Source organism: Actinacidiphila sp. bgisy144, from assembly GCF_057708105.1.
The window spans coordinates 1-10758 of sequence record NZ_JBYIRM010000066.1 but is presented as its reverse complement, the minus strand read 5'-3'; the positions used below and the strand labels follow the sequence as shown (position 1 = coordinate 10758).

The window sequence follows — 10758 nt, the reverse complement described above, 5'->3', positions numbered from 1 at the left end:
GCTCATGAACCGGAACGCCTCCGGCGCCTGCCGTACGTCCCACTCGGTGACGGGCAGCGGTGTGAGGCGGCCGTCGCGGAAGAGGCCGGCCAGTTCGCGCAGCATCTGCTGGAGGCGGTCCGGGCTCGCCTCGACCAGGTCGAACGAGCGGTAGCGGACGCCGTCATGGCGTGCGGCGACCTCGTCGCTCCGCCGCAGGTCGGCCTTGCCCATCTCGACGAACCGGCCGCCGCCCGGCATCAGCCGCATCGAGGCGTCGATGAACTCACCGGTCAGCGAGTTCAGTACGACGTCCACGCCCCGGCCGCCGGTGGCCCGCCGGAAGGCGTCCTCGAAGTCCAGGGTGCGCGAGGACGCCACGTGCGCGGCGTCGACGCCGTGTTCCCGCAGCAGTTCGCGTTTGCCGTCGCTGGCGGTGCTGTACACCTCGGCGCCCAGGTGGCGGGCCAGTTGCAGCGCGGCCATGCCGACGCCGCCCGCACCCGCGTGCACGAGGACCCGTTCGCCCGACCGCAGTCCGGCCAGGTCCACCAGCGCGTAGAAGGCGGTGAGGAACGCGGTCGGCACCGACGCGGCCGTGGCATAGGACCAGCCCGCCGGGATCGGCGCGACCAGCCGCCGGTCGACGACCACGGCGGAGCCGATCCCGCCGTTGGTGATGCCCATGACGCGGTCGCCGGCCCGCAGGTCCGCCACGTCGGCGCCCACCTCGGTGACGACGCCCGCGACATCGCTGCCGAGCGGCTCGTCCGGGTCGGGGTACATGCCCAGCGCGTTGAGTACGTCGCGGAAGTTCAACCCCGCCGCCCGCACCGCGATCCTGATCTCGCCCCCGGCCAGCGGCCGTTCGGCCGCCGGGAAGGGTACGAGCCGCAGGTTCTCCAGGGTGCCCTTGGCGGTGGAGTCCAGGTGCCAGGCACCGCCGCCGTCCGGTACGGCGAGGCCGGGCTCGACCCGCGCGAGCCGGGCGCCGTGCACCGCGCCGCCCCGCACCGCCAGTTGGGTCTCGCCGCTCGACAGGGCCGCGGCGAGCGGGCCCGCGGTGACGTCCGCGGCCGGGTCGGCGTCCACCAGGGTGATCCGGCCGGGGTGTTCCGCCTGCGCCGAGCGCACCAGGCCCCAGGCCGTGGCGGCGGCCAGGTCGGCGACCGTCTCGCGCGGTCCGGCGGCGACGGCGCCGCGGGTCAGCACCAGCAGCCGTGAACCGGCGAACTCCGGTTCGGCCAGCCAGGTCTGGAGCTGTGCCAGCAGCCACTGGACGCAACCGTGGGCGGTCTCGACCACGGGCCCGTCCTGCGCCGCCACGGCCAGCACGAGGGGGCGGCCGGGCGTCGGGCGCACCTGTGCCAGGCCGGAGTGGACGGGCACGCCCGGCAGCCACGGCACCTCGGCGCCGGGTCCGGCGGCCACGGGGCCGAGCACCGTGTCGAGGCCGTCGGCCGGTTCGTTCTCCCCTGCCGCGGGCGGCAGTTCGGTCCACTCCACGGCGAGGACCGTCTCGTCCCGGTGCTCCGCGGCGGTCAGCGTCTGCGGGGTCAGGGGGCGCATCACCAGTGAGCCCACCGACAACACCGGGCCCCCGGCGGGGTCCGCGACCTGGACCGCCAGCGTGTCCGGCCCGGTCGGCGTCAGGCAGGCTCGTACGGCGGTGGCGCCCGAGGCGTGCAGCGCCACGTCTGCGAAGCTGAACGGCAGCCGCCCGAATTCGGCGGGCGCCAGGTCCGCGAAGAGGCAGGCGTGCAGCACCGCGTCCAGCAGCGCCGGGTGGATGCCGAACGCCTCGGCCCGGCCCCACTGCTGCTCGGGCAGGGCCACCTCCGCGTACACCCGGCCCTCCAGCCGCCAGGCGCGGGACAGGCCCTGGAACGCCGGGCCGTAGGCGAAGCCGCCGTCGGCGGTCCGCTCGTACACGTCGGCGGTCGCCAGCGGCTCGGCGCCGGGCGGCGGCCACGCCCCGGCCAGGACGTCGAACCCGTCCGGGTCCGTGGCCGCGCCGTCCACGGCGCCGGCGGCGTGCCGCACCCACGGACGGTCGCCGCCGCCGTCGGGGCGCGCGTACACGGTGACCGGGCGCTGCCCGTCCTCGGGCGCGCCCAGCACCACCTGGACCTGGACGCCGCCGCGCGCGGGCAGCACCAGCGGCGCTTCCACGACGAGTTCGCGCACCCGGCCGCACCCGACGACGTCGGCGGCGTGGACGACCAGCTCCACGAAGCCGGTGCCGGGGAAGACCACCAGGCCGCGTACGGCGTGGTCGGCCAGCCACGGCTGCGCGGTGGCCGACAGCCGCGAGGTGAAGACGACGCCGCCGCCCTCGGGCGAGGACAGCACCGCGCCCAGCAGCGGGTGCCGCACCTCCTCCAGGCCCGCGGCCGTGACGTCGGCCGCCGCCGTGCCGCCCTCGGGCCAGTAGCGGCGGCGCTGGAACGCGTACGTCGGCAGGTCCACCCAGCCCGGCCCGCGCCCGCCCAGCAGGTTGTCCCACGCGACCGGCACGCCGTGGGCGTACAGGTGGGCGGCGGACAGCAGCAGCCGGGCCGGGCCGCCTTCGCCGCGGCGCAGCGTGCCGGTGACCACGGCGCCCTCGCCGAGGGTGTCCTGCACCGGCACGGTGAGCACCGGGTGCGGGCTGATCTCCACGAAGACGGAGTAACCGGCCGCGGCCAGTGCCCGGTTGGCGTCCTCGAAGCGGACGGTCTGCCGCAGGTTGCGGTACCAGTAGGCGGCGTCGAGGCCGGTGGTGTCGACCGGTTCGGCGGTGACGGTGGAGTACATCGGCACCGCGGAAGGCCGGGGGGCGACGGGGGCGAGGTCGGCGGCCAGGCGCCGCTCGATCCGCTCGACGGCGGCGGAGTGCGAGGCGTAGTCCACCGGGACGCGCTTGGCGCGGACACCGGCGGCCTCGCAGTGGTCGAGGAGTGCGGCGAGCGCGTCGGGCACGCCGGAGACGACGACGGAGCCGGGGCCGTTGACCGCCGCGACCGACAGCTGCTCGCCCCAGCGGCCGAGCAGTTCCCGGGCCTGCGCCACGGGCAGCGGTACGGCCACCATGCCGCCGTCGCCGGCCAGTTCCTCGGCGATGGCGCGGCTGCGCAGGGCGACGACGCGGGCACCGTCGGCGAGTGACAGCGCGCCGGCGACGACCGCGGCGGCGATCTCGCCCTGCGAGTGGCCGACGACGGCGGACGGGCGCACCCCGAGTTCCTGCCACACCCGGGCCAGCGACACCATGACCGCCCACAGCGCGGGCTGCACCACGTCCACGCGGGCGAGCAGCTTCTCGTCGTCCAGGGCGTCGAGCAGCGACCAGTCGGTGAACTCGGCGAGCGCGTCGGCGCATTCGCCGAGGGCATGGGCGAACACCGGCGAGGCGGCCCGCAGTTCGGCGGCCATGCCGACCCATTGGGCGCCCTGCCCGGGGAAGACGAACACCGGCTTGTGGCGGCCGGGCTCGGCGACGCCCTCGGCGACGGCGGCGGACGGCTCGCCCGCGGCCAACGCCCGTAGCGCGGAAGTCAGTTCGCCGCGGTCGGCACCGACGGCCACCGCGCGGTGGTCGAACTGCGAGCGGTGGTGCAGCAGCGCGTGCGCCACGTCGGCCGGGTCGGCGGCCTCGTCCTGTTCGACGTACGCCAGCAGCCGGCCGGCCTGTGCGGCCAGGGCCGCTTCGGTGCGGCCGGACAGCACCCATGGCAGGGCGCCGGTGACGGCGGGCGCGGCGGCGTCGGGGGCCTCCGGGGAGTGCGGGGAGTCCGGGACGTCCGGGGCGCTGTCCTCTTCGGTGGCGGCCGGGGCGGGGGCGGCTTCGAGGATGAGGTGGGCGTTGGTGCCGGACACGCCGAAGGAGGAGACACCGGCGCGGCGCGGGCGCCCGGTCTCCGGCCACGGCTGCTGCTCGGTGAGCAGCCGCACCTCACCCGTGCTCCAGTCCACGCGCTTGCTCGGCTCGTCCACGTGCAGGGTGCGCGGCAGCGCGCCGTGCCGGATGGCCTGCACCATCTTGATCACGCCCGCGACGCCGGCGGCGGCCTGCGCGTGGCCTATGTTGGACTTGATGGTGCCCAGCCACAGCGGCCGGTCGCCGGGGCGGCCCTGCCCGTAGGTGGCCAGCAGCGCCTGCGCCTCGATCGGGTCGCCGAGGACGGTGCCGGTGCCGTGCGCCTCGACGGCGTCCACCTCGGACGGGGCGAGCGAGGCGGCCGACAGCGCCTGCCGGATCACCCGCCGCTGCGAGGGGCCGTTGGGCGCGGTCAGGCCGTTGGACGCGCCGTCTTGGTTGACCGCGCTGGAGCGGACGACCGCCAGTACGCGGTGCCCGTTGCGGCGGGCCTCCGACAGCCGCTCCAGCACGACGACGCCCGCGCCCTCCGACCAGCCGGTGCCGTCGGCCGCCTCGGCGAACGCCTTGCAGCGGCCGTCGGGCGCGAGGCCGCCCTGCCGGGTGAACTCCACGAACCCGGCCGGGCTGACCGCGACATTGACGCCGCCGGCCAGCGCGAGCGAGCACTCCCCCGAGCGCAGCGCCTGCCCGGCCCAGTGCATCGCCACCAGCGAGGAGGAGCACGCGGTGTCCACGGTGACCGCCGGACCCTCCAGCCCGAGCACGTACGACAGCCGGCCGGAGATCACCGACAGCAGCCCGCTGGTCATCCGGTGGCTCTCGGTCTCCGGCAGGCCGCCGATCGCCTCCATGTACCCCGAGGAGGACGCGCCGACGAAGACACCGGTGGCGCTCCCGGCCAGGGCCGCCGGGTCGATCCCGGCGTGCTCCAGCGACTCCCAGGCCACCTCCAGCAGCAGCCGCTGCTGCGGGTCCATCGCCAGCGCCTCGCGCGGCGAGATCCCGAAGAAGCCCGCGTCGAACTCCGCCACCGCGTCCACGAACCCGCCCTCGCGGGTGGAGGTGGTGCCGGGCGCGCCCGCCGGGTCGTACAGCGCGTCGACGTCCCAGCCGCGGTCGCCGGGGAAGCCATCCACCGCGTCCGTGCCCGAGGCGACCAGCTCCCACAGGCTGTCCGGGCCGGTCACCCCGCCCGGGTAGCGGCAGGCCATGCCCACGATCGCGAGCGGCTCGTCGCGCCGGCTCTTCATCTCGTTCAGCTGCCGCTGCGCCTCACGCGAGTTCGCCACGGCCGTCTTGAGGTAGGAACGCAGCTGTTCTTCAGTGGCCATTGAAGGAGAGTCCTCGAATTCCCGTTGTCACTCGTGGTCGGCGGTGGACGAAACGTCGGACATCCAGCTGCTTTCCTGGTCGACCATGGAGAACAGCTCCTCGTCGGAGGCGGCGTCGATGTCGTCGCGCCGCTCGACGGCTGCCTCCTCGAAGGCGCCCAGCACCTGGCGCAGCATCGCCTCCAGGTCGTCGCGGACCCCCGGATCGGCGGCGAACTCCCGCAGCCGCGCCCCCAATTCGCCCAGCCCGACCGGCGCGCCCCCGCCATCGCCGCTGCCTCCGCCCAGCTCACCGGCGAGGTGGTCGACGAGCTTGTACGGGTTCGGGTGGTCGAAGACGAGCGTCGCGGGCAGCGCGAGGCCGGTGCGCCGGCTGAGCCGGTTGCGCAGCTCGACCGCGGTCAGCGAGTCGAACCCGGCGTCGCGGAACGCCTGCGCGGGGTCGACGTCCCGGGCGCTGTCGTGGCCGAGCACGGCCGCGGTGTGCTCCCGGACCAGGGCGAGCAGTTCCTCCCGCCGCTCCTCCGCCGGCAGCGCGGCCAGCCGCCGGGCGAACCCGGCGTCCGCGGCGGCCGCCTCGGTGCCGTCCAAGGCGGCCGGGTCGGCCGGGGCCGCCTCCGGGAGCAGGGCGAACAGGTGGCTCGGGCGGGCCAGGGTGAAGGCCGGGACGAAGGTGGACCAGTCCATGTCGGCGACCGTGACCAGGGCTTCGTCGTCCTCGACGGCCCGTTGCAGCGCGGCCACGGCCAGGCCGGGCGCCATCGCGGAGACCCCCAGCCGCGCCAGGTGGTCGTGGGCGCCGGAGCTGCCCGCGGCCATCCCGACCTCCGCCCAGGTGCCCCAGGCGACGGACGTAGCCGTACGGCCCCGGGCGCGCCGGTAGGCGGCGAGGCCGTCCAGGCAGGCGTTGCCCGCCGCGTAACCGCCCTGGCCGCTGCCGCCCCACGAGGCGGCGCCGGAGGAGAACAGCACGAACGCGTCCAACTCCATGTCGGCGGTCAACTCGTCCAGCAGCAGCGCCCCTTCGGCCTTGACCCGCAGCTCGGCCGCGAGCCGTTCGGGCGTCATGTCCGCCAGCGGCGTGAACGCGTTGCCGACGCCTGCGGCGTGCACCACGGTCCGCAGCGGCAGGTCCGCGGGGACCGCGGCGAGCACCCCGGCCATGGTGGCCCGGTCGGCGGCATCGCCCGCGACCACGCTCACCCGCGCACCCGCGGCCTCCAACTCCGCCCGCAACTCCCCGGCGCCCGGCGCCTCAGGGCCGCGCCGGGACACCAACACCAGGTGCTGCGCACCCCGTTCGACCAGCCACCGCGCCACATAACCGCCCAGCCCCCCGGTACCACCGGTGACCAGGGCCGTACCGCCGGTCGTCCACGGCTCGACCGAGCCGTCCCGGGCCGCGGCGTGTACGAGGCGGCGGGCGAGCACCCCCGAGGCGCGTACGGCGAGTTGGTCCTCGCCGTGGCCACCGGACAGCACCGCGGACAGCCGGGCCGCCACGGTCGCGTCGACCTCCTCGGGAAGGTCGACCAACCCGCCCCACACCTGCGGCAGTTCGAGGGCCGCGACCCGGCCCAGGCCCCAGATGCCGCCCTGCCACATCCCGTCGACCGCCTCGCCCGGCCGGGCCGCGACGGCCGCCCGGGTGACCACCCACAGCGGGACGTCCAGCTGCGAACGCCGCAGCTCCTGCACCAGGCCCAGCGTCGCCGCCGGACCGTCGGCGCCGGTGGGCGGCAGCCACACCACGGCGCTGTGGCCGGCGCTCTCGGCGGCCAGCCGCCCGGCGTCGGCCGCGTCGGCGGCCAGCACCGTGACGCCCTCACCCAGCGCCTCCACCACGCCGAGAGCCCAGGCGTCCGCCCCGGCGGGCAGCACCGCCAGCCACCGACCCGCCGCGCCGTCCGCGTCGTCCGCGCCCTCCACCGCGGCGGCGTCGACCGGGACCCACTGCTCGCGGTAGTGCCAGTCGTCGGCCGTCATCTCGCGGCGGCGCCGCTCCCGCCAGTCCAGCAGCGCCGGGGCGACCTCGGCCGCGACCTCGTCGGCCACACCGAGCGCACCCGCCAGCCCGCCGCCCTCGACGGACTCCCAGAACAGCGCGTCCAACGGGTCGCGGCCCGCTTCCGGCGCGGCGGCGGGCGCCTGCGGCCAGTAGCGGCGCCGCTGGAAGGCGTACGTCGGCAGGTCCACCCAGGCGGCGGGCCTGCGCTCGCCGAACAGCGCGTCCCACGTCACCGGAACGCCCTGCACGAACAGGTCCCCGGCCGCCAGCAGCGCGGTCCGCAGGCCCTCCCGGTCCTTGCGCATCAGGGCCACCGCAACAGCGTCCTCGGCGTTCGCCTGCGCCAGACCGGCCACGACACCGTCAGGACCCGCATCCACGAACGTGTCCACACCCTGCGCCCTCAACCACGCCAAGCCATCCGCGAACCGCACCGCCGAACGCACCTGCTGCGCCCAATACTTCGGCGACGTCATGTCCGCAGGCTCACCCGTCAGATTCGACACCACGGGGATGCGCGGCTCCGAAAACTCCACGTCGGCGATCGCCGCCATGAAGTCCTCCACCATCGGGTCCATCAACGCCGAATGGAACGCATGAGACACCCGCAGCCGCGTCGTCTTCACACCCCGCGCCTTGAACTGCCCACCCACCGCGAGAACAGCGGCTTCATCGCCCGAAATGACCACGGAGCCGGGCGCGTTCACCGCCGCCACCGAGACGCCCTCGGGCAACTGGGGCAGCACCTCAGCCTCCGGGGCTGCAATCGCCACCATCGCCCCACCCGCCGGAAGCCCCTGCATCAAACGCGCCCGCGCCGCCACCAAACGGCACGCATCCGACAGCGAGAACACCCCCGCCACATGAGCCGCCGCCACCTCACCAATGGAGTGCCCCAGCAGATAATCCGGCTCCACCCCGAACGACTCCAGCAACCGGAACAACGCCACCTCGACCGCGAACAACGCCGGCTGCGCCCACCCCGTGGAGTTCAGCTCGTCCGCATCCTCACCCCACACCACGTTCCGCAACGGGACCTCGAGGTGCTGGTCCAGTTCAGCCACCACCTCATCGAAAGCCGCAGCGAACACCTCGGACTCCCCGTACAACACCCGCCCCATCCCCAGCCGTTGCGCACCCTGACCCGCGAACAACACCGCCACCCGACGGCCACCGGCCGCCGCACCGTCCACCACGTTCGCCACCGACTCCCCTGCCGCCAACGCCCGCAACCCGGAGGCCAGTTCACCCGCGTCGGCGCCCACCACCACCGCGCGGTGGTCGAACCGCGACCGCGACAACAACGCCGCACCCACCGCCACCGGGTCCCGGCCCTCCACCGCCGACACCAACCGCCCGGCCTGCGCCCGCAGCGCCTCCTCCGTACGACCCGACACCACCCACACCGTCTCCGCGCCGCCGTCCCCCACCACGGACTCCGGCTCCTCCTCGGGCCCCGCACCGACCTCAGGCGCCGCCTCCAGAATCACGTGCGCGTTCGTCCCCGAGATACCGAACGACGACACCCCCGCCCGCCGAACCCTCCCCGTCTCCGGCCACGGCACCGACTCCGTCAACAGCCGCACCTCACCAGCGGCCCAGTCCACGTGCGAGCTCGGCTCGTCCACGTGGAGCGTGCGCGGAAGCACCCCGTGCCGCAGGGCCTGGATCATCTTGATGGCGCCCACGACGCCTGCGGCGGCCTGGGTGTGTCCGAGGTTGGACTTGACCGAGCCGAGCCAGAGCGGCCGGTCCTCGGGGCGGTCCTGGCCGTAGGTGGCGAGCACCGCCTGCGCCTCGATCGGGTCGCCCAGGGACGTACCGGTGCCGTGCGCCTCGACGGCGTCCACGTCGGCCGGCGCGAGGCCCGCGGCGGCCAGCGCCTGCCGGATCACGCGCTGCTGCGAGGGGCCGTTCGGGGCGGTCAGGCCGTTCGAAGCGCCGTCCTGGTTGACGGCGCTGGAGCGCATGACGGCCAGGACGCGGTGCCCGTTGCGGCGGGCGTCGGAGAGCCGCTCCAGGACGACGATGCCCGCGCCCTCCGACCAGCCGGTGCCGTCGGCGGACTCGGCGAACGCCTTGCAGCGCCCGTCGGCGGCGAGCCCGCCCTGCCGGGTGAACTCCACGAACGTGCCGGGCGTGGCCATCACCGTCACCCCGCCGGCCAGCGCAAGCGAGCTCTCGCCCGAGCGCAGCGACTGGCTCGCCAGGTGCATCGCCACCAGCGACGACGAGCACGCCGTATCCACCGTGACCGCCGGGCCCTCCAGCCCGAGGACGTAGGAGACCCGGCCGGACAGCACGCTCTGCGCGGCGCCGGTGAGGAGTTGGCCCTGCGCGTCGCCGCCGGCCTCGGCGACGAGGTCGCTGTAGCCGGAGTGGTAGCTGCCGACGAACACCCCGGCGGGGGTGCCGCCGAGGCCGGTGGGGTCGATGCCCGCGTGTTCCAGGGCCTCCCACGCCACTTCGAGGACCAGGCGCTGCTGCGGGTCCATCGCCAGCGCCTCGCGCGGGGAGATCCTGAAGAACCCGGCGTCGAACTCGGCGGCAGAGGCGAGGAACCCGCCTTCGCCCGCGACGGAGGTGTTCGGGCGGGTGCCGGTCGGGTCGTACAGCCCGGCCACGTCCCAGCCGCGGTCCTGCGGGAAGGGCGACATCGCGTCCGTACCGGAGGCGACCAGCCGCCACAGGTCGTCCGGGCCGGTCACCCCGCCCGGGTAGCGGCAGGCCATGCCCACGACCGCGATCGGGTCGTCGGCCGCCGACACCAGCGCGGGCAGCTCGGGCCGCGCGGCCGAGGCGGAGTCCGCGTCGCCGAACTGCTCAGCCAGGTGCGCGGCGAGGCGGTGCGCGGTGGGGTAGTCGAAGACGAGCGTCGCCGACAGGGTGAGACCGGTCGCGCTCTGGAGCCGGTTGCGCAGTTCCACGGCCGTCAGCGAGTCGAAGCCCGCCTCGCGGAAGGCCTGGCCCGGGTCGACGTCCTGGCCGCCGCCGTGGCCGAGGACGACCGCGACATGGTCGCGGACCAGCGCCAGCAGGTGCTGGTCGCGCTGCTGCGCGGTCATCCCGGCCAGCTGCTGCGCGAGGCCGCCGGACTGCCGGCGGGTGCCGGCCGCGGCCCGCCGCTGCCGGGCGCCGACCAGCGCGCGCAGCATGGCCGGCAGGTCCGCCTGGCCGCGCAGCACGGGTGCGTCCAGCCGGGTCAGTGCCACGACGGGGAGGTCCGCGCGGACGGCCCGGTCGAACAGCGCCATGCCCTGCGGCACGGACAGCGGCGGCATCCCGGAGCCGTGCATCCGGCGCTGGTCCGCTGCGGACAGCGCCCCGGTGAGGCCGACTTCGGGCGTCCACGGCCCCCAGATCATCGACACGCCGGGCAGCCCGTCGTGCCGCCGCTGCTCCACCAGCGCGTCGAGGAAGACGTTCGCGGCGGCGTAGTTGCCCTGGCCGGGCGCGCCCAGCAGACCGGACATGGAGGAGAAGACCGCGAACAGCGACAGGTCCAGGTCCCGGGTCAGCTCGTGCAGATGCCAGGCCGCGTCCACCTTCGGCGCCAGCACCGGCCCGAATCGGTCCCG

At 75.5% G+C, this 10758-nt stretch carries 2 protein-coding genes; both read right to left on the bottom strand.

Features of this window, described 5'->3' with window-relative positions; genetic code table 11:
- On the bottom strand, positions 1–5172 hold a 5172-nt coding region (locus tag AC3EVP_RS36345; protein ID WP_488179850.1), incomplete at its 3' end, for an acyltransferase domain-containing protein.
- 27 nt (positions 5173–5199) lie between these two features.
- Positions 5200–10758, bottom strand: a 5559-nt coding sequence (locus AC3EVP_RS36340; RefSeq protein WP_435137920.1) for a type I polyketide synthase, incomplete at its 5' end; no start/stop codon positions are given.